The sequence below is a fragment of the Meridianimarinicoccus aquatilis genome (assembly GCF_004358675.1).
Lineage (GTDB): Bacteria > Pseudomonadota > Alphaproteobacteria > Rhodobacterales > Rhodobacteraceae > Meridianimarinicoccus > Meridianimarinicoccus aquatilis.
The window spans coordinates 1-17889 of sequence record NZ_SMZO01000035.1 but is presented as its reverse complement, the minus strand read 5'-3'; the positions used below and the strand labels follow the sequence as shown (position 1 = coordinate 17889).

Genomic DNA, 17889 nt, shown 5'->3' with positions numbered 1-17889 from the left:
CAGGCCCTTGGTCAGGCGTCGCGTACCACGTAGACTGAGCAGTTGGAATGCCGGACTACACGGCTCGCATTGGGGCCAAGCAGGTAGTCACGAAGGACAGGTCGATGCGAGCCGATCACGATCAGATCGGCCCCATCCGTTTTTGCCACTTTAAGAACCTGTTCATATACCGTGCCCGTAGCGACCACATGCCGGACAGAGGCGTTCTCCTCCGCGCCTAAAGTCTTTTCAACTAGGTCAGACAATGACTTGGCAGCTTCAGACTCGAGTTTATCGTGGAACCCTTCCTTAAAGTAACTTCCGACCATTGATGTCCCATAATCCGGAAGAACCGTCATGACATCCAGCCGCGCGCCATCTAGCTTTGCCAGTTGCGCCGCACGGCGCAACACAGGGGCCTCGTGATCCGGCTGGCTTATGTCCAGCGCACACAGAACAACTCCACTCATGCTGTGGCCTCCTTTTCCCGACCGGCGCGGCCCATCTGAAGGAATACGATTCCCCCCAGCAGCAACAATGCCGGTATCCACATAAGTTCCTTGGGCATTTGCTTTGCGGGCAATTGCACATCGGCCAGTACGACCGGCGTGTCGCCGTAGAAGTCAAACCCGCTCATGTCTTCCGAGAAGGGCGTTCCGAAGAACGGCTCGTCCATGACCATCTGACCGCCATCCTCCATGAATGTCAGCCCCAGCGCATCCAACCGGTCTGCACCGCTGGCACCCTCGCCTTCGACGGGAACCGCCAAGGTCAGCTCCTTTGGTTCACCGGTCAAGAAATCGGGCCCAGCCACAATTATCCTCATGGTTCCACCCGGATCGGCACCCCCGATAGCCTGTTCGATCTGCGCCGGTGCGGCCTGTTCAAACGGTGGGTTGATCCGATCCATGAAGAAATCGGGACGGAACAACGCGAAGGCCACAAGAATAAGCAACACGCTTTCAACGATGTTCGATTTGGTGATGAAATACCCCATCGAACCCGCCGTGAAGACAAGTATCGCCACCGTTGCCACGATAAACACAACAATCCCCTGAACCAATCCGACATCGATCAGCAAAAGATCGGTGTTGAAAATGAACATGAAGGGCAGTGCAATGGTGCGCAGGGAATAGAAGAACGCAACAAACCCGGTCCGGATCGCGTCGCCCCCTGATACCGCCGCTGCGGCGAAACTCGCCAGTCCCACAGGCGGCGTCACATCCGCCATGATCCCGAAGTAGAAGACAAAGAGGTGCACCGCGATAAGGGGCACGATCAACCCTGATTGCGCGCCCAGTTCGACCACGACCCCCGCCATGAGCGAGCTGACAACGATGTAATTCGCCGTGGTCGGCAGACCCATCCCAAGGATGAGCGACAGCACACCCACAAAGAACAGCATGGCCAGCAGGTTGCCACCCGAGATGAACTCCACAAGGTCTGCCATCACTTGCCCGATGCCCGTGAGGGTCACGGTTCCTACGATCACGCCCGCCGTCGCCGTGGCAAGGCCGATCCCGATCATGTTCCGCGCACCGGTAATCAGACCAGAGATCAGGTCATTCACACCGCCAAGCGCAGCGGTCACAACTTGGCTCTCCCCCCGGAAAATCGCTTTGAGTGGACGTTGTGTCAGCAAGATGCCGAACAGAAGGAACGTTGCCCAGAACGCCGACAGACCGGGCGATTTCTGTTCAATCATCAGGAAATAGACCAGCACGATGATCGGCAGCAGGAAATAAAGCCCCGCCTTGTAGATCTCGCCAACGACGGGCAGTTCCACGTGTTCGGCATTGGGATCATCAGGTTCAAGGTCGGGCACGGTCGACGCCAGCCAGAGCAAAGCAACATAGGCCACGAATACCAGCACGGCCAAAACCCATCCCGCGCCTTCCGGAACGCCGGCCACAATCCAGCCAACAGGGTACTGAACACCATAGCAGAGCGCCGCAAAACCAATGAAGAATGCCGCCATCCCGCCGATGGTGCGCCCCATGCTGACAACTCGGTTGCCCAGCGTCGGCAGGTTCTTTTTCACCGCTTCAAGGTGAACGATATAAACCAGTGCGATATAGCTGATCGCAGCAGGCAGGAAGGCGTGGGTGATCACCTCGACATAGGAAATGCCGACATATTCCACCATCAGAAACGCCGCGGCGCCCATAACCGGCGGCATGATCTGGCCGTTCACAGAACTGGCCACTTCGACCGCGCCAGCCTTTTCCGAGCTGAACCCGACCCGTTTCATCAGTGGAATGGTAAAGGTCCCGGTGGTGACCACGTTCGCGATGCTGGACCCGGAAATCAGGCCAGTCGCAGCAGACCCCACAACAGCCGCCTTGGCAGGGCCGCCGCGCAGGTGCCCCAGAGCGCCAAAGGCCATTTTGATGAAATAGTTGCCCGCACCGGCCTTATCCAACAGCGACCCGAACAAGACGAACAAGAATACAAAGCGCGTTGAGACCCCAAGCGCGATGCCGAACACCCCTTCCGAGGTGATCCACATATGGCTCATGGCCTTCTGCAGGCTCGCACCGGACCATTGGATGACTTCCGGCACCCATGGGGCTGAGCCAAAGAAAACATAGCAAAGGAAGATTATTGCGATAATGGCCATTGCAGGGCCAAGTGCCCGCCGGGCGGCTTCGAACAATAGCAGCAAACCGACAAGCGCAAACCACTTGTCCGTGTTATCGGCCAATCCGCCACTTTGGACAATTTTGGCGTAAAAGAAATAGCCGTACATCGCAAGGAACGCCGCCGCGACCGCCATCACCCAATCCTGGATCGGGATATAGTTGCGGGGGCTGGATTTCAGCGCCGGATAGGCGAGGAACGCAAGAAACACCGCAAATGCCAAATGGATCTGGCGCGAGTTGTTGATCAAGTCGCCCGGCAGAATATTATAGGCGACAGGCGACGCAAGGATCACCTGGAACAGGGACCACAGCAACGCCACAACTGCCACGAATATTGCTACCATGCCCGTTGGATTGCGCGCCCCGGCATCGCTGGCATTGACCATTTCCTGAAGCTCGGCTTCGGATAGGCCCTTCTTTGTGTCGTCGCTCATACTGCGTCCCTTTTGTATTGCTGAAAGAAAATCGGGGACCGCTTTGGCCCCCGATCTTCAGTGCATCAGTTCAGAAGACCAGCTTCGGTGTAGTACTTGGCAGCGCCGTCATGCAAAGGCGCGGACAGACCATCTTTGACCATTTCCTCTTTCTTGAGGTTGGCAAAAGCAGGGTGCAGCTTGGTAAAGTCGTCGAAGTTTTCGAAGACCGATTTGACCAGCGTGTAGACAACCTCGTCAGATGCATCGGTGGAAGACACGAATGTCGCGCCCACACCGAAGGTCTGAACGTCGCTGTCATTGCCGCGATACATGCCGCCCGGAATGGTGGCCGTCCGGTAGAACGCGTTATCGGCAACCAGCTTTTCAACGGTCGGACCGGACACGTTCACCAGAACGCTGTCGCACGCAGTCGTTGCTTCCTGGATCGACCCGGAAGGGTGACCAACGGTGTAGACCATCGCGTCAATCTGGTTGTCACAAAGGGCGGCGGATTGCTCGGCCGCTTTCAGCTCTGTTGCAAGTGCGAAATCGTCTGTGGACCAGCCCATGGCATCCATCAGCACTTCCATGGTGCCGCGCTGACCGGAACCAGGGTTCCCGATATTGACGCGCTTGCCCTTGAGATCTTCAAAATTGGTGATGCCGCTATCGGCGCGTGCCACCACGGTAAAGGGCTCTGGGTGTACCGAGAACACAGCGCGCAGACCTTCGAATGGACCTGCATCCGCAAAGGACGATGTGCCGTTATAGGCGTGGTACTGCCAGTCGGACTGCGCAACACCGAATTCCAATTCGCCAGCACGGATCGTGTTCAGGTTATAAACCGACCCGCCTGTGGATTCGACGGAACAGCGCATGCCGTGCTCTTTGCGGCCCTTGTTTACCAAACGGCAAATCGCGCCGCCTGTTGGATAATAAACACCCGTCACGCCGCCGGTGCCGATGGTGAAAAATTCCTGGGCGCTGACAGCCGGTGTCATCATTGCGCCCGCTGCCAAGACAACGGCCGTTAGTTTGAGTTTCGCAAACATCGTTTCCCCCTGTTATATTGATTTGATTTCAAACCGGCTGTGCGTCGACACCACCGGCAAAAACAGTGTTGCCCGGTCATGCAAACCCGGCAGGCACGGGTTGTCAATGCACGGCTCAGCAGCGAAACCTCTTTTCCTAAGGGAAATTCTGCTTTCTTTCGGTTGGTTGCCATAGGATCAAGCAACTTGAAAAGCAGCGCAATACAAAGGCTTTGCTCAGAGCTACTCCGCCAACGTCATGTCGATCACCATGCTACCGACTTTGTGCCTTTCTTGAACGCGAGCATGTGCGATCGCGATCTGCGCAAGCGGCAGCCGGGCGTCAACCACCGGGCGCAGAACCCCATCCCGCCACATTTCAGCGACCGCTTTGAGATCTGCCTGGCGGTCGGGGGCAACGGCCAAAAGCAAGCGCTTGCCGCCGCGTATCCAGGACCAGATTGCACGCATCAAATCCTGAACTCCAAATTCCAGCGGCACGAAGCGCCCATTGTTGGCGAGCGCTGGCTTGGCTTGTGCAAAGCTCAGGCTTCCCACCGTATCGAAGATCACATCATACCGATCCCCCCGCCACACGACGGGCCCGGCCGTGTAGTCAAGCACATGCGCGGCACCAAGATCCCGCAGTACCGCTTCGCGGCCCGGTCCGGCCACGGCTGTGACCTCTGCACCCAAAGACTGTGCAATCTGAACCGCATAGACACCCACACCGCCCGACGCCCCTGTGATCAAGACCCGTTCACCCAGCGTCACCTGCGCAATGTCCCGCAAGAACACCAATGCCGACATGGCCCCGAACGGCAACGCGGCGGCATCAACTGGAGCCGCGCCCTCTGGCAAAGGCACCATCACCCCGTTTTCAGGCATGACAAGGAATTCCGCATGCGCCCCCATTTTCAGAGAAACACCAAAAACCGATTGTCCCACGGCATAACGCGTCACCTCTTCGCCGACCGCAACGATCTTGCCAGAAAAATCGCGGCCCAGAACCGGCTGGCGTGGCTTGCGTAGCCCGGACATCAGGCGGCCAAATATCCACAGACCGCCGGGAAACGCCGAAGCACGAAAGCGCCAGTCAGCCGTGGTGACGGAAGTTGCCGCAACTTCAACCAAAACGTCAGACGGGCCCGGAACGGGGCGCGGGGTTTCCGCAACGGTCACGACATTCGGTGGCCCATAGCGGTGATAGACGGCTGCTTTCATTTCTCTGCTCCAAAACAGTTTCCGCCACCTAGGTACGCGCGAATTCCATTAAACAAAATTGACTGAATTTCTCCAAGTGATATGCAAAAATGCATGGATTGGCGCGCATTGAAATTTGACTGGAACCGCGCACGGGCTTTTTTGGTCACGGCAGAGGAAGGGTCGCTGTCTGCCGCAGCACGGGCACTGGGCATGGCACAGCCCACCTTGGGCAGGCAGGTTGCTGCACTTGAAGATGACCTTGGCGTGTTGTTGTTCGACCGGGTCGGCAAAGGACTTGTGCTTACCCCATCAGGGCTTGATCTGCTGGACCATGTGCGCGCCATGGGCGCTGCAGCAAGCCGTGTGTCATTGGCCGCAACGGGGCGCGCCAACAGCGTTGAAGGGGACATCATCATCACAGCCAGCGAGATCTACTCAACACATCTGCTACCTCCAGTGATCGCGGACCTGCGCCGCACGTATCCTGGTCTGAACATCGAAATCATCGCCAGCAATCTGACCCTGAACATTCAGCGCCGCGAGGCGGATATTGCCATCCGCAGCTATCGCCCGCAGCAACCAGACCTGATCGCCCGCAAACTGCGCGACGACCAAGGCCGGTTCTACGCAACGCCCGCCTATCTGGACAGGATCGGCCCGGTGGTCGAGCCGAGTGACCTGTCGCGTGCAGACTTCATCGGGTTCGAAGATACCGATGTTATGCGGAACGCCTTTGCAGAACAGGGGATCATGCTTGAGCTGCGCAATTTTCCGATCATCACCGCGAACCATATCGTTCACTGGGAACTGTGCAAATCTGGGGTCGGCATCGGCATCGTACCCGAACATGTGGGAGATCGCGAACCGGCCGTGCGCCGCGCCCTGCCCTCAATGGCCCCTATGGTCTTCCCGATCTGGCTCACGACTCACCGCGAATTGCACAGCTCGCGCAGGGTCAGAACCGTGTTTGACGCCTTGGCTGACGCTTTGTCGCGCCCGCCCGCTTGAACCCGGACTCATTCGGCCAGATGGCATGCCACGCGAGACGTGCCGACGCGGCGCATCTCAGGGCGCTCTGCGGCGCAGCGGTCCACGGCGCGGGGGCAGCGCGGGTGAAACGCGCAGCCCGTTGGCGGATTGATCGGGTCCGGAATTTCCCCCTGGGGCGGCTCTACATCGCGGCCATACGCATCCATGCGAGGCGCGGCTTCGAACAACATCTGCGTGTAGGGATGGCGGGGCGTTTCGAACAGATCGTCTGCGCCCGCCTCTTCGACCAACCTGCCCAGATACAATACTCCAATTGTGTCGGCCATGTGCTGCACAACCGTCAGATCGTGGCTGATGAACAGATATGTAAGACCGAACTCTTCGCGCAGATCAGACATTAGGTTCAGCACTTGCGCCTGAACCGACACATCCAACGCCGAGGTCGGCTCGTCACACACGATCAAACGCGGGTTGTCCGCCAAAGCCCGCGCGATACAGATGCGCTGGCGCTGTCCGCCGGAAAATTCATGAGGAAACTTGCCGGCATCCTCGACCGAAAGGCCCACCTGTTCCAGCAGTGCTTCGGCGACGCCCTTTGTGTCGCCGCCGCGCGCCGCCACAGGCTCGGCAATAATGTCACGCACACGCCACCGGGGATTGAGACTGGCATACGGGTCTTGAAAGATCATCTGAACGCCTGTCCGGCCCGCCCCTCTGGCATCGTCCTGACCGTCAGGTGCACGCACCTCAACCTCGCCTTCTGACGCGTCCAACAGCCCCACGACCATCTTGCCAATCGTGGACTTGCCCGACCCGCTTTCACCGACCAGCGCGTACACACTGCGATCGGGAATATCGAAGCTGACATTGGACACAGCCGTCAGCCGCGCACGCGGAAGCCGTTCGATCACCCGGTTAAGCCATGGCTTGGACACATCAAAGATGCGCGTCAAATTGCTGACCCGAACCAACGGCACTTTGGTTTCATCCGTCATGCGGGCACCTGTTCGCTGTCCGACACGGGAAACCAACACGCCGACCTGTCGCCATCGGCCTCAAGCCCGGGCGCAGGATCCACATCGCAATTCAAACCGCGCCGGGGGCACCTTGGGTGAAACGCGCACCCCTGCGGGAGCGCACCCAAGCGGGGCATCGCGCCGGGGATCTGGGTCAAGCGCCGCTGCCCCCGTGACGCGCCGGGGGTCGAGCCCATGAGCCCGACGGTGTAGGGGTGACGCGGCGCGCCAAGCACATCTGCGACAGGGCCGATTTCGGCCAGACGCCCGGCATACATGACCGCCACGCGATCCGCGGCTTCGGCAATCACACCCATGTCATGCGTCACCAGCATCACCGCCGTGCCCCGGTCCCGGCACAGACGCTTCAGCAAGGCGATAATCTGAGCCTGGACGCTCACATCCAATGCCGTTGTCGGCTCGTCTGCGATAATCAGCGAGGGTTCAGCGCAGAGCGCAAGCGCGATCACAACCCGCTGGCGCATCCCGCCGGAAAACGCATGTGGATAGCTGTCCACCCTGTCCTTCGCTGCGGGGATTCCGACCTCATCCAGAGCCGCAATCGCCCGTTCGCGGGCTTGGGCGCGAGAAAGCGGCAAATGTTCAAGAATCGTCTCGGAAATCTGATCACCCACCGTCAAAAGCGGATTCAAGCTTGTCAGCGGGTCCTGAAACACCATGCCGATCTGCTTGCCGCGCAGTTTGCGCATGGGTTCGCGCCCGAGTTGGTCAATCCGGGTGCCGTTCAGCCAAACCTCGCCGCCCGCGATCCGCGCGGGCCGGTTCAACAGGCCAATCACAGCGTTGCCCGCCATGGATTTTCCCGCGCCACTTTCGCCAACAACGCCGAGGATTTCACCCGGCGCTATGTCATAACTCACCTTGTCGACGGGCCGCAAAAGCCCATGCCGGGTCGGTATTTCAACAGTGAGGCCCCGCAGGGATAGCGTTGGCTCAGTCAAAGCGAACTCCTGCATCATAGGGCCGGACCCCGGCGCACTTCGGCCTTTGGGCGTTTAAATTGTGGGCAAAATCCTGAAAAATGCTACTTTCAAGGGCGAAAGGGACGCGCGGCACATCACTTTGCTGCGGTGCAGCATTTCTGACAGCGTCACAGCACCCCTTATCCGTCACCATGAACGACGTGGCGCAATGGGGGGATGAAAATGCGCCGGACGGCTTAGTGAAAGGATCATTGACCATGTGTATCTCTGCCGAAGCTCTTGCCCTGTTCTTGAACATCATCGGAGCCGATCTCGTGTCCACCGAACCGGGACGCGTCATTGTCCACGCGACCGAAGGCGATGTCGCATATGTCGCCCATGAAGGGGAATGGTGCACAATGGGCCCGCAATTGGACCGACGCGCCCGGTTTGACGCTTTGAACGCGCAGTAAACCGCGCCCATCACCGCAACCTCGGGTTCAGCGCATCACGCAACCAGTCACCAAGCAGGTTCACCGACAGCGCCAGCGCCAAAAGGGTCGCCGCAGGGAAGGCAAGAATCCACCACTCCCCCGAGAACAGAAAACCCTGCCCGATCCGGATCAGTGTGCCAAGGCTTGGCTGGGTTGGCGGCGCGCCCACGCCGAGGAAACTGAGCGTTGCTTCGGCGATGATGGCCAAAGCAAGCGATATCGTGGCGATGACCAACACGGGCGACAGAACATTCGGCAGGATATGGCGCAGCATGATCGCGCTGCGTGACCGACCGATCAACCGCGCGGCGGCAACGTAGTCACGGCTTTTCTCAACCATGGCTGCCCCCCGGACAACGCGCGCGAATTGCACCCAGTCCGACAGACCGATCGCAAAGACCAGCACCCAAATCGCCATTTCGTTGCGGTACTCGGGCGGGGTCACGCCCTTGGCAATGCCAAAAACCAGCATGGCAACCAGAATTGCGGGAAAGGTCAGCTGCACATCGGCCACGCGCATGATGATCGTATCCGCCCAGCCGCCAAGATAGCCGGCAATCAGCCCAAGCGTGATACCGAGCGTCATCGCAAAAGCCACCGCCATCACACCGACAAAAAGAGAAATCCGCATCCCATAAAGGATTGTTGAAAACACGTCCCGGCCTTGGTCATCGGTGCCAAGCCAGAAGGTGTCGCCGGTAAAGGCGTTCGGCTCCATCGGTTTGGAAAACCCGTTCATCAGGTTCAACGTGGACGGGTCAAACGGATCATGCGGCGCAATCAGCGGTGCGAATACCGCCGCCAACACCAGCACAAGAACCACCGCCAAAGACACCATCGCGACCGGTGCGTGGCGAAAGGACCAGCCAAGGTCACTGTTCCACGCGCGCCGGAAACGGCCGGGCTGAGTTTGGTTTGTGGGAAAGTCAGTCATCAGTGCCCCCGCGCCGTATCGCCGCGCAAACGCGGGTCAATTGCAACATACAGCAGATCGACGATCAGATTGATGCCAACGAACATCACCGAGATCAGCATCAGATAGGCGGCCATAACGGGGATATCGACGAACTGGATCGCGTTGATGAACAAAAGCCCCACACCTGGCCATTGAAAGACGGTTTCGGTGATGATCGCAAACGCGATGATCGACCCAAGCTGAAGCCCGGTCACGGTAATGACCGGCACCATGGTGTTCTTCAGCGCATGACGGAAATTGACTGTGCGCTCGCGCAATCCCCTTGCACGGGCAAAGCGGATATAATCGGTGCGAAGCACTTCAAGCATCTCAGACCGGACAAGACGCATGATCAGGGTCATCTGATACAATCCCAGCGTGATGGACGGAAGGATCAGCGCCTTGAGCCCGCTTTCCGTCAAAAAGCCGGTGGACCATCCCCCCACACGCACAACATCGCCGCGGCCAAAACTTGGGAGCCATCCCAGCTCAACGGAGAACAGATAGATCAGAAGTATCCCGATCAGGAAGGTGGGCAACGACACCCCGACCAAGGAAACGGTCATGATTGCGTTGGCGGCAAATCCATCTCGCCTGATCGCGGTAAAAACACCAAGGCCTATGCCAAGGCTCATGGCAAACAAGCCCGACACAGCCGCCAGTTCCAGCGTCGCAGGCGCACGTTCCATCAGGATTTCAGCCACGGGCCGACCCTGCCGATAGGACATGCCGAAATTACCCTGAAACGCCTCGCCGAGGAAATTCCAATACTGGACCGGGAAAGGGTCATCGAGACCAAGCGTTTCGCGTAACCGTTCAACATCTGCTTGGGTGCGTTCTTGGCCCAGCATGTTGTCGACCGGGTCGCCAACAAAGCGAAACATGGAAAATGCGACCAGTCCCACAACCAAAAGCACAACAGCCGATTGAAAGACCCGGCGCAGGATATATGCAAGCATGTCTTCTCCGTCTGTCGCTCATCCACCAGACCGGGGATGGCCGCGCAGGTCAAGGATTTACGTTGCGTTGCGCTGGCAGGGCAAACGGTTTGAAAGCATCGCCCTGCCAGGTCTCAAGTGCACTCAGTCCGCCAGGTTCACCCAACGCAGCATGAAAAAATTGTCCGGCCGCTGGGTGACCGTGATACCGTCGCGCACCCCCCACAAAAGCGGCTGAACGTACAAAGGCACATAAGCCACCTCTTGCTGCAGGATTGCGGCGGTTTCATCCAGCATGGCCTGACGCGCGCTTTCATCGATTTCCGATTGGATCAGCGGCAACAACGCATCAATTCGCGCGTTGGAATAGCCCCCGAAGTTCCAAGTACCCAGATCAGCAACAGGCGTGTGCGCTAGAAAACGCAACGGGTGCTCTGCGTCGAACGTGCCGGGGGACCATCCCAGCAAATACATGTCGAAATTATCTGCCCGCAACTCGGTCCAGTAATTGCGAACCGGCATCGCATCCAACGTCACTTCGAGCCCAATTTGTGCGAGCATCGCCACCACGGCCTGACACACCGACGCGTCATTGAGATAGCGGTCATTTGTGCACTTCAGCTCGAAGCTGAACCCATCGGGATACCCAGCTTCGGCCAGCAGCGCGCGCGCACCGTCAAGATCAAGGTCGGGCCGTGCTGCGTTGGCTTCAGAATAGCCGCGCAGGCCCGCAGGCACCAGTTGCGACGCGGGCTCGGCACTGCCGCGCATGATCGTTTGCAAGATCGCGGGCACATTCACCGCCATGGACACGGCCCTGCGCACGCGTTCATCCAGAAATGGGTTTGGTCCGGCCCCTGACAACAACTCTGGCGAGGTTTGATCAAACCCAAGCATGATCACACGCGTTTCGGTCCCGCGGATCAGGTCCACACCGGGGGCTTGTTCCAGCCGCGCCGCATCCTGAATTGGCACCGGGTTGATCATGTCGATATCCCCCGACAAAAGCGCGGCCACGGCAGTTGCCGGGTTCTGGATCGGGGTGAACGTGGCACGGGTCAGATTATGCTCTGCCTCGCCCCACCAGTCGGAATTGGGCTCCAGTACGGTGCTCAGGCCCGGATCGCGTTCGACCAACAGGAAGGGACCAGTGCCATTTGCATGCAGCGTGGCATAGTTTTCGCCGTCTTTGGCCGGATATTGCGCCTCGTTTGCGTCGGACCAGCCTTTATCCATGATCATCCAGTTGGCGATGCTGTCCGGAAAAATCGGGTTCGGTGCCTTCGTGCGAATCTCAACCGTGTAATCGTCTTTCGCGACCATGGCCGCCACGGGCGAGAACCAGCTTGCCGTATCAGCCAATACGCTAGAGGCGCGCTGATACGACCAGAGCACATCTTCGGCAGTGAACGCGCTACCGTCGTGGAATGTCACGCCTTCGCGCAGATAAAAGCGCCAGCCGCCGCCGTTTTCAAGCGGCTCCCACGAGGTGGCAAGCGACGGCTCAAGTGTCATGTCTTTGCCTCGTCGCACCAGCCCTTCATAGACGTTGTTCAAAAAACTCAGCACCGGAGTCGAATTGACAGCGTGCGGATCCATGGTCTGAGGGTCTGTTGTGGATGCCCAGCGGAATTCAGACGCATGCGTCGTAGTGCCGACAAGAACGGTAAGGGCAACGGCGAGGGAAAGACGTGCCATCTGTGATCTCCTTGAAAAGGTGTGTGCTGGTCAGCTTTTGAACCGGCGTTCGATATCAGGCCGGTGCGTTCAGCGCACCGCGCGCGAGGCGGGCCAGAACTTGATAGACCGATGTGAAGATGTGCGACAGAAGCGCAGCGGAAAGATTGATGCCATCTATCGCAGCGTAACCCAGAAAACGGCCAAAACCGGCAACCACTTGCATCAGATTCTGCTCGGTTTCGGAAGATCGTTGAGCCGCCCCAAACATCAGTCCCGCCAGACGATCGATCGCTGTCAGCGTTGGAATGCCAACAAGTACCAACCCAACGGACAAGGCCCGGAACAGCGCCCTCAGGGCACGACCAAGCGCCCAGATCAGCCCCGAGGACATCATCCCAAAAGACGGGCTTTGCGCCTTGCCAATCCAGTATTCGAACGTGTCATTGAACGATGTTTCTCCCTGCGCCGCCTGCATTTCGCGCCATGTGTACCCGTACAGGGCGTTGCGATAGCTTGGGATGCGGTGCGCCTCGATCGACATCAGGCTGCCCCCGTGCGGACTGCGTAATCCGGGCATGTCTATCGGGGCGTGCATGAAGGGCCATGTCGGAACCATCGGCACCGGGTCGGCACCGCAATACACCCGACGATGGTGTGTTGCGTCCAGTTCTGACGTCATGAACCGCGAAAAAGCCCCGTGCCCAGGCCGGGGCGCGCCAAATGTGTAAAGATGTACATCGCCGCGATTTTCCAGCTTGAACTGCGCCGCGAAGAGGTTTGCAACCGCCCCGCCCAAGGAATGGCCAACGATATGAATGTGGGAGGGGTCCTTGCCCCGCATGGACGCGTTGACGTCGTCCTTCATTGACGCATAAAGGCGAGAAAATCCGGCATGAACGGGAAAACCGCCCGGCCCCGTGTCATAGGCGACATTGGCATTGCTCAGCCAGTCCTGCTGGGTTTCGGTGCCGCGCGTGACCACAGCCATATGACCTTCTAGCGGTCCGCGCCCCCGAAGAACCATGCCAAAGCCCGATTTTGCACCCAAGAGCCTTCCACCAGACATTCCAGCCACCGCCGCGCCGGACACGTCGAACACGTCTTCCAGAACCTCCGGGCTACCGATCTGCCGCGCCACAGCTCGGCGCACGTTCCCCTGCTCGCGCACGCCGTAAACGGCGTCGGCAAGAGTGGCGGCAAGACCTGGCGATATTTCCATGACGTAAATCCCTTACTGCCCGACCGGCGGCTTAACTGTCGTCAAGTTCGCATGTGCCCCAAAAAAAGCCCCTCGCGTCGGGTTCAATGTCTGTCCGGCATCGAATCTTGAACGGCTTGCCGTCCAATTCGCCATCCCGGTCGTAATTTCGTTTCTTCAAATCCAGAAGGATCAACTCGGCACCGGCGATCTCTGCCGACACCTCGATCCCGATACCCGGTGCATGTGGCAGACGCCCCGTCAAACCCGGCGACACCGCGACCTCGGGGAATGAAAAGCGCCCTTCCGCATCGGTGATCACGTCACTGCTATCGGTTCGGCTATTCCACCCCCAGGTCCACCTGCGGGTCACGCGCACCCCAGCCGCCGGCGTTCCGGCCTCGTCGACCAACACGCCGTGCAGGGCAGAAGCCATGACATAGGTTTTTGCCAGCATAGCATTTGTCCCCAATGCCAAAATCGCGACCCCCAAAAGGGCCACGAAGAACAATCGTCTCAGTTTGATCCGACGTTGCACCATTTCACCCGATCTCGTTCGTGATGCCTAGCCTGTGGGGAAGGCACCAAGATGACAAGGCGGGGAAGCCATACCGGGCGGCGATACCGCCCGGTATGATCTTCAGTTCATCGTGATGTATTTGATTTTTGGCTGATCTTCCGGGTCGACAAGGACACCGACCTTCGAAGACATACCCCAGTTTAGAACCTGGTGGTGGATCGGCAGGTACAAGGTCTCAGCTTGGATCACTTCCCAAATCTCGGCGATGGTCGCGTTCCGCACGCTGAGATCCGTTTCCGACGCCAGCGATTCGATTTTCGCATCCAGATCTGCATTGGAATAGCCGGTCGCGTTCCACGAACCGCGCTCGTCATCTGTCGTGTGAACCAGGAAGTTGAAGATATACTCGCTGTCATAGGTCGGAACGCCCCAGCCCAGCATGTAGAAATCGGTGGTCTTATTTGAGATCAGTGGGAAGTGCTGCGCCTTCGGCTTGGCATCCAGCGCGACGTCGATCCCGATTTGCGCCATCATGCCCACGGCGGCCTGACAGATCGCTTCGTCATTGATGTAGCGGTCATTCGGGCAGTCCAATTGAACCGTGAAACCGTCACCATAGCCCGCCTCTTCCATCAAAGCCTTGGCCGCTGGAATGTCGGTACTCGCCTGATCCAGCGCTTCTGACCAGCCGTTGACAAAGGGCGGTGCGATCATGCCCGCCGGCTGGCTTTGGCCGCGCATGACGACCTGCTGAATAGCTTCGCGGTTGATAGCAAGGTTCATCGCCTGGCGGACGCGCGCATCAGCAAACGGGTTCACACCCTCAACGTTGTCACTGTCCAGATCATCAGCGCCCATGTTCAGACCAAGGAAAATCACCCGGTTCTGCGGCGCTGTGCGCACCTCAAGCCCATCTGTGCCGGCAACGCGGGCCAAATCCTGAACCGGAACGTCCTGAATCAGATCAACCTCGCCCGAGAGCAGTGCAGCAACCCGCGTAGCTGCGTTCTGGATCGGGGTATACTCGATCTCGGTTACGTCCATGGGGAACAGGTCCTTCCCCCAATAGTCGGGGAACTGCGTCAGAACGGTCCGCACATCGGGCTCGCGGCTCGACAGAATGTAAGGGCCAGTGCCATTGGCGTTGCGCGCCGCGAACGTGTCCTCGTTGCCTTCGTAATCCTGAACTTTCACGGCATCGTTTGCCACGGTCCAGTCTTCATCCATGATGAACAGGTTCGTCAGGTTGCTGGGCAGGATCGGGTTCGGACCGTCGGTCACGATTTCAACGGTCATCGGGTCAGGCGCGCGCACCTCTACCACGGACGTCAGCAATTCTTTCATGTCGCTGTCTGGCGTTTTGGCGCGATTGATCGAAAACACCACGTCAGAGGCGTCAAAGGTCGCGCCATCGTGGAACGTCACGCCCTCGCGCAGCTTGAAGATCCAAACATTGGGGTCATCGGGCGACGGTGCCCATTCCGTGGCCAAGGCTGGCTCGAACGACCCGGTCATGTCACGGATCAGAAGCGGCTCGTAGATCTGGTGCGCAACAGTGTGTGTTGGGCCTTCGTTCTGTGCGTGTGGGTCCAGCGTGAGGCTGTCGCCGGCACGCGCCCAACGAAGCGTTTCGGCTGGGGCCATTGTGGTTAACGCCGTCGTGGCAAGCAATGTGACGGCGACAAGGCCGGGGGTTCCAGTCATTGGTGGTAGCTCCCTGTTTTGTTTTTCTTAACCCCAAAGCATGTAGACGCTTTGCCAAAGGCGCAAGCCCCGGCTTGTGCGAAATGCGGCGCAAGCCCGTCCGGTGACATCGCCTGAGGGCGGACTGCACAGTTCCTAGCCACCCTTGCGAGGCGGCTCGACAGAACATTCTCCTTTGGTTGGGGACAAACCGTAGGGCTTTACCAAATGCCACACGTAGTCGGGCACCATCGTTTTCATCCGTTTGGGGTGAACGCGCCGCAAATGGAGCACAGTCTCGACCGCTTTCATCTCGACCCGCGCACGGGCGAACTCCAAGCCACGCGGGCCAATCCGAGGCTGCAGGAACGACACGATGGGTCGCAGCCAGTTTGGCATGCGCCGCAATGGCATCCCGCCCGCGGCGCGCGCTGTGTTCGCCAGAAACCCTTTGACCGCCCCGGCGCGTGACCCTCTATCCGTAAGCGGACGCACGGCCAGCCGGGCACCAAGCGCCCTGAGAGCCGCCTCACCCCGCTCGTTGCGCGCGATAACCCACTGGTCACCGTTACCCCCCATATACCCCACCGTTACGTCCGCCAAACGGTTGGTATAATCCACGCAGGTCTTGCACGTCAGAGGAAAGAAATCCTCTGGCAGCGCAGAAATCGGCAAGCTCAAGAAAGGCACCAAACGCGGGGAGCGCCCGTCGTCGAAACGCAATTCCACTTTGAAATCCGTGCGAAACTCCAAATAACTGATCGTGTCCGGTTTGGGATCTAGCAGGGACAGGAAGTGATGAAAATTTTCGGTGGTGGTATTGTCCGAACAGGGGGTGCCGATCACGGTGATCGCATCGAACCCCAACTCCGCCTCCAGCGCCCTCAGCGCATATACTTGGCACGGGATGCCAATCAGCGCGATGCGGCGATGCCCCGCCGCGCGGGCAGGTTCCAGTGCAGATAGCAGCGGAGCATACCCCATGCGCATCCCCCGGCATTGCGCCAGATCCGCAGGATCCGTGACGATAACCGGGCGTGGCTTCCAACGGTCTTGCGGATCTGGTGCAACTGTCAGCACCGCATCCACTGACCTGGCTTCCAACAGTTGCGCCGCGATCGCCGTGGTCAAACCGGTCCACTGTGCCCCGGGCGCTGGTGGCGCAAGACGCGCACGCTGCATGCTGCGGATGACGCCAAAGAACGATTCATCGCCGTCACTGGCGGCCGTCCGTCCGTGAACGGCCCTCTCCAATGCGCCATAGTCCGGTGCAATAAATTGGCAGGCGCGACCACACGCTTTCCCGTCGCCGATGCGCGAGACACCGCAATCCGTGCACAGACCGGGCCGCGCTGCGCCGCCAATTGCGAGGCTGGGAAGGACATGCGGGGCGGTCTGTGGTCGGTCGCTCATATGCCTTGCCTACCGGCACCGATGGCGCCAGTCCATTCCCGATGGTTTTTGGAAAGGCTCCACCGATACGCGGGACCGCGCGCCCGGTACGGGCGCGCCACGCCCAACGGGAGGAGACATCGCACGATGTCGACGACGGGCGGGAGCGTCGCTTGCCATTCCACCCGTCTACTCAGCGCGGGAACGCAGGAACAAGAACAAAGGCAGCCCGCAACTCACGCCGATACAAAAGGTCGCCGGGATCGCAACAAGCTGGACCCACGCCTTGCGCTGAACCGTCTCCACCAAGACCCAAAGCGTCAGCGCGATGGCCGCGATGGTCAAATCCCACGTCAAGCCAGTGGTGCTGTCGTTGACATACCAAGCATCAATCAACCCGGACAGCCCGCCCGGATTGGACGACATGTAACTGACAAACCAATACATCGGGTGCACCGCGCCCCAGATCGCAAGAGCCAGGTAGATCAAGGGCAGAACTCGCATCGGAACCTCCATATATCAGGTTGCAACAAGGTAGTGCACTCACCTGCCAAGTCCCGCTATAAGCACCCCTGTCACAAACGGGCCGCAACCCCGGAATAGCCAGAACCACTGACGGTGATGCCCGGTTGCGGCGCGGGCTCTGGGTCCGATGTGGGACGTGTCGGCGCACCATCAAGCCCGCACGCCGAAAGCACGACAAGTGCAATCAGAAGGATCGGCACTGCGCGGCTCATAGGCCCAGCCCCAAACGCCACCAACTGCCCGATCCGACACCGACGCGCACAGGGCCAACGCCGACGCTGGCCCCGACACCGCCCGTGCC

17 protein-coding genes are annotated in these 17889 nt (G+C 59.2%); 2 read left to right on the top strand and 15 right to left on the bottom strand.

Annotated features, from left to right (window positions below; translation table 11 throughout):
- Window positions 1-11 precede the first annotated feature (11 nt).
- From E2L05_RS14035 to E2L05_RS14020, 4 genes are all read right to left on the bottom strand, one after another.
- On the bottom strand, window positions 12-449 hold the full coding sequence (locus tag E2L05_RS14035; RefSeq protein ID WP_133343534.1) for a universal stress protein: 438 nt from the start codon (window positions 447-449) through the stop codon (window positions 12-14).
- On the bottom strand, window positions 446-3055 hold the full coding sequence (locus tag E2L05_RS14030; RefSeq protein WP_133343533.1) for a TRAP transporter permease: 2610 nt from the start codon (window positions 3053-3055) through the stop codon (window positions 446-448). The genes E2L05_RS14035 and E2L05_RS14030 overlap by 4 nt, the downstream gene beginning before the upstream one ends.
- 65 nt (window positions 3056-3120) lie before the next feature.
- On the bottom strand, window positions 3121-4089 hold the full coding sequence (locus E2L05_RS14025) for a TAXI family TRAP transporter solute-binding subunit (protein ID WP_133343532.1): 969 nt from the start codon (window positions 4087-4089) through the stop codon (window positions 3121-3123).
- 222 nt (window positions 4090-4311) lie between these two features.
- Window positions 4312-5292, bottom strand: a complete 981-nt coding sequence (locus E2L05_RS14020; protein WP_133343531.1) for an NAD(P)-dependent alcohol dehydrogenase — start codon at window positions 5290-5292, stop codon at window positions 4312-4314.
- Between the two features lie 93 nt (window positions 5293-5385).
- On the opposite strand from E2L05_RS14020, the gene E2L05_RS14015 reads away from it, so the two are divergent.
- A complete protein-coding gene (locus E2L05_RS14015) occupies window positions 5386-6282 on the top strand; it encodes a LysR family transcriptional regulator (protein ID WP_133343530.1) in 897 nt (298 codons plus the stop codon).
- Between the two features lie 8 nt (window positions 6283-6290).
- Here the strand turns inward: E2L05_RS14015 and E2L05_RS14010 are convergent, their stop codons facing one another.
- Together E2L05_RS14010 and E2L05_RS14005 are read right to left on the bottom strand one after the other, a co-directional pair.
- A complete protein-coding gene (locus tag E2L05_RS14010) occupies window positions 6291-7259 on the bottom strand; it encodes an ABC transporter ATP-binding protein (protein ID WP_243721987.1) in 969 nt (322 codons plus the stop codon).
- Window positions 7256-8242 (bottom strand): ABC transporter ATP-binding protein, encoded by a 987-nt coding sequence (locus tag E2L05_RS14005; RefSeq protein WP_133343529.1) that lies wholly within the window; start codon window positions 8240-8242, stop codon window positions 7256-7258. The genes E2L05_RS14010 and E2L05_RS14005 overlap by 4 nt, the downstream gene beginning before the upstream one ends.
- 239 nt (window positions 8243-8481) lie before the next feature.
- Here E2L05_RS14005 and E2L05_RS14000 point away from each other — a divergent pair, with 239 nt between their 5' ends.
- On the top strand, window positions 8482-8676 hold the full coding sequence (locus tag E2L05_RS14000) for a hypothetical protein (RefSeq protein ID WP_133343557.1): 195 nt from the start codon (window positions 8482-8484) through the stop codon (window positions 8674-8676).
- A gap of 10 nt (window positions 8677-8686) precedes the next feature.
- Here E2L05_RS14000 and E2L05_RS13995 read toward each other — a convergent pair whose 3' ends face one another.
- The 9 genes from E2L05_RS13995 to E2L05_RS20815 form a co-directional block, all read right to left on the bottom strand.
- Window positions 8687-9631 carry an ABC transporter permease gene (locus E2L05_RS13995; RefSeq protein WP_133343528.1) on the bottom strand — a complete coding sequence of 315 codons (945 nt, stop codon included), beginning with the start codon at window positions 9629-9631 and terminating at the stop codon, window positions 8687-8689.
- Window positions 9631-10611 carry an ABC transporter permease gene (locus E2L05_RS13990; RefSeq protein ID WP_133343527.1) on the bottom strand — a complete coding sequence of 327 codons (981 nt, stop codon included), beginning with the start codon at window positions 10609-10611 and terminating at the stop codon, window positions 9631-9633. Before E2L05_RS13990 ends, E2L05_RS13995 begins: the two co-directional genes overlap by 1 nt.
- A 123-nt stretch (window positions 10612-10734) precedes the next feature.
- The gene (locus E2L05_RS13985; RefSeq protein ID WP_133343526.1) at window positions 10735-12288 is read right to left on the bottom strand and encodes an ABC transporter substrate-binding protein; all 1554 of its coding nucleotides are present in this window, start codon (window positions 12286-12288) and stop codon (window positions 10735-10737) included.
- 55 nt (window positions 12289-12343) lie between these two features.
- Window positions 12344-13489: a lipase family protein gene (locus tag E2L05_RS13980; protein ID WP_133343525.1), complete on the bottom strand. Its 1146-nt coding sequence runs from the start codon at window positions 13487-13489 to the stop codon at window positions 12344-12346.
- 31 nt (window positions 13490-13520) lie between these two features.
- A complete protein-coding gene (locus tag E2L05_RS13975; protein WP_133343524.1) occupies window positions 13521-13925 on the bottom strand; it encodes a DUF6795 domain-containing protein in 405 nt (134 codons plus the stop codon).
- Window positions 13926-14108: 183 nt separating this feature from the next.
- Complete coding sequence (locus E2L05_RS13970) at window positions 14109-15632, bottom strand: ABC transporter substrate-binding protein (protein ID WP_243721989.1); 1524 nt, start codon at window positions 15630-15632, stop codon at window positions 14109-14111.
- A 195-nt stretch (window positions 15633-15827) separates the two neighbouring features.
- On the bottom strand, window positions 15828-17084 hold the full coding sequence (locus tag E2L05_RS13965) for a Coenzyme F420 hydrogenase/dehydrogenase, beta subunit C-terminal domain (RefSeq protein WP_133343522.1): 1257 nt from the start codon (window positions 17082-17084) through the stop codon (window positions 15828-15830).
- Between the two features lie 168 nt (window positions 17085-17252).
- The gene (locus E2L05_RS13960) at window positions 17253-17567 is read right to left on the bottom strand and encodes a DUF2834 domain-containing protein (RefSeq protein ID WP_133343521.1); all 315 of its coding nucleotides are present in this window, start codon (window positions 17565-17567) and stop codon (window positions 17253-17255) included.
- Window positions 17568-17638: 71 nt separating this feature from the next.
- Entirely contained in the window at window positions 17639-17800 is a 162-nt protein-coding gene (locus E2L05_RS20815; protein ID WP_165971774.1) for a hypothetical protein, read from the bottom strand.
- Between the last annotated feature and the right edge of the window lie 89 nt (window positions 17801-17889).

What these genes read in the sequence shown, in the direction of transcription:
- E2L05_RS20815 (WP_165971774.1), bottom strand. Translation starts at nt 17,800, where the DNA reads ATGAGCCGCGCAGTGCCGATCCTTCTGATTGCACTTGTCGTGCTTTCG.
- E2L05_RS13990 (WP_133343527.1), bottom strand. Translation starts at nt 10,611, where the DNA reads ATGCTTGCATATATCCTGCGCCGGGTCTTTCAATCGGCTGTTGTGCTT.
- E2L05_RS14000 (WP_133343557.1), top strand. Translation starts at nt 8,482, where the DNA reads ATGTGTATCTCTGCCGAAGCTCTTGCCCTGTTCTTGAACATCATCGGA.
- E2L05_RS13970 (WP_243721989.1), bottom strand. Translation starts at nt 15,632, where the DNA reads ATGGCCCCAGCCGAAACGCTTCGTTGGGCGCGTGCCGGCGACAGCCTC.
- E2L05_RS13960 (WP_133343521.1), bottom strand. Translation starts at nt 17,567, where the DNA reads ATGCGAGTTCTGCCCTTGATCTACCTGGCTCTTGCGATCTGGGGCGCG.
- E2L05_RS13985 (WP_133343526.1), bottom strand. Translation starts at nt 12,288, where the DNA reads ATGGCACGTCTTTCCCTCGCCGTTGCCCTTACCGTTCTTGTCGGCACT.
- E2L05_RS14025 (WP_133343532.1), bottom strand. Translation starts at nt 4,089, where the DNA reads ATGTTTGCGAAACTCAAACTAACGGCCGTTGTCTTGGCAGCGGGCGCA.
- E2L05_RS14035 (WP_133343534.1), bottom strand. Translation starts at nt 449, where the DNA reads ATGAGTGGAGTTGTTCTGTGTGCGCTGGACATAAGCCAGCCGGATCAC.
- E2L05_RS13965 (WP_133343522.1), bottom strand. Translation starts at nt 17,084, where the DNA reads ATGAGCGACCGACCACAGACCGCCCCGCATGTCCTTCCCAGCCTCGCA.
- E2L05_RS13980 (WP_133343525.1), bottom strand. Translation starts at nt 13,489, where the DNA reads ATGGAAATATCGCCAGGTCTTGCCGCCACTCTTGCCGACGCCGTTTAC.
- E2L05_RS14010 (WP_243721987.1), bottom strand. Translation starts at nt 7,259, where the DNA reads ATGACGGATGAAACCAAAGTGCCGTTGGTTCGGGTCAGCAATTTGACG.
- E2L05_RS14030 (WP_133343533.1), bottom strand. Translation starts at nt 3,055, where the DNA reads ATGAGCGACGACACAAAGAAGGGCCTATCCGAAGCCGAGCTTCAGGAA.
- E2L05_RS14015 (WP_133343530.1), top strand. Translation starts at nt 5,386, where the DNA reads ATGGATTGGCGCGCATTGAAATTTGACTGGAACCGCGCACGGGCTTTT.
- E2L05_RS13995 (WP_133343528.1), bottom strand. Translation starts at nt 9,631, where the DNA reads ATGACTGACTTTCCCACAAACCAAACTCAGCCCGGCCGTTTCCGGCGC.
- E2L05_RS14020 (WP_133343531.1), bottom strand. Translation starts at nt 5,292, where the DNA reads ATGAAAGCAGCCGTCTATCACCGCTATGGGCCACCGAATGTCGTGACC.
- E2L05_RS13975 (WP_133343524.1), bottom strand. Translation starts at nt 13,925, where the DNA reads ATGCTGGCAAAAACCTATGTCATGGCTTCTGCCCTGCACGGCGTGTTG.